The sequence below is a fragment of the Parendozoicomonas sp. Alg238-R29 genome (assembly GCF_947331445.1).
GTDB lineage: Bacteria > Pseudomonadota > Gammaproteobacteria > Pseudomonadales > Endozoicomonadaceae > Sansalvadorimonas.
Genome location: NZ_CAMZOG010000211.1, coordinates 1 through 1,403, shown reverse-complemented (window position 1 = coordinate 1,403; position 1,403 = coordinate 1). Strand labels below are relative to the sequence as shown.

At 47.3% G+C, this 1,403-nt stretch carries 1 protein-coding gene; it reads right to left on the bottom strand.

Features of this window, described 5'->3' with window-relative positions; genetic code table 11:
• Positions 1 to 283: 283 nt before the first annotated feature.
• Positions 284 to 1,378 (bottom strand): DUF3524 domain-containing protein, encoded by a 1,095-nt coding sequence (locus tag QMA35_RS21680; RefSeq protein ID WP_281649212.1) that lies wholly within the window; start codon positions 1,376 to 1,378, stop codon positions 284 to 286.
• Positions 1,379 to 1,403: the final 25 nt, after the last annotated feature.

Genomic DNA, 1,403 nt, shown 5'->3' with positions numbered 1-1,403 from the left:
CAACGGGTTTGAATATCCATTTATTCATAGAGCTTGACGCCACTGCAACTGGATGTTCGATTCTATCTTGATTGACGTTTTAAGTCCGACAGGCTGCTAGCACTGCTTAATAACTGAAGTTACGCGCGCCCATACCGTGAAGACGCAGAGCAACCCTGTATTCTTGTCGATTGACTCAGCCTTCTGGCTGGAAACGCTATCGCCGAAATTGAAAATGAACCACTTTCAGCTTAGGGCGAAGATCTATATGACGGCTTTGGGAGCATTGTTTGAGCAACTGCGATCATTTGTGGCTGCGCAACATGAGATATTCATCTTCAAGAATGTTTTTATAAGCATCCCGGTTTGTTCGCCACAAAAAAGTAGACATATCGGGGGCACACAGACGAGCTTCCTTTTTCTCCAGAGCCCTTTCTATAATCATCTGAACAGCCTGTTGCTCATCGTCATACAGATATTCCTGGCCAAACAGACAAGGGTAGGATTGTTCATTCGGCAGAACAGGAACAGCACCGCAGGCAACACCTTCCAGAACAGAGACTCCCTGAAACTCGTGCCGGGATGTGGACAAAATTACATCCGCTTTTTGCAGCCACTGTAGATAATCTTCACGGGACTCTGCATAACCAAAAATCTTCAATCGATGGCTGAACTCTTCCTCTATAAGTCCAAATTCTGGTGGTTGCCTGCGGAAGGATTGCCCAAGAATAGCCAGCTGAAAATCAATCCCGATTTTCTCCAGCCCCCGCAAAATAGTCAGTAGACGATCAGGCCCTTTGTCATATTCCCACCGAGCGGCCCAGGCAATAAGAAATGAATGTTCTGTTCTTTCAGATACTACCTCCGGAATATCTTCGGCCAAAGGAACTGGCAAAACCGAACTGCGGGATTGAATGGTATCTGCAACTCCGGCAGGCACATGATCCGGAAGTTTCTTTAGAAGTTTTCTTACCCCTTGCAGAAAAGTCTGGCGGTTATATTCGGTATTAAACACCAGTTTCTCCCCAGACAGTGCGGTGTAAATAGTTTGCAGCTGCGGCTCAACAGGGCTGAACACCTGATGTCCGGAGCGAGGGTAAGCAAACTGGTTTTCGTGAAAGTAAATGATAGTGGGTACTTGCCCCAGAGAAGGAACCATACCTCTCAGTGAAGACACATCTACCATGGATGTAGCAATGACTCTATCCCATGGTTGCTCCAGAACTTCCCGTTCTTTGCCCATAGCCCAGCTCAGGCTATTACCCCGCAAGCGCCAGCTGAAGTGTCGATCAGGGAGGGTTAAAACCGTCCAGTCGTGTTCAGGAAATTGTTCGACAAGTCCTTTTCGCCAGTAACGGTGAGACACCGCATCGTAGGCAGATAACAAAAGTATTCGCATAATTAATCATGAACCGAAAGCGCCC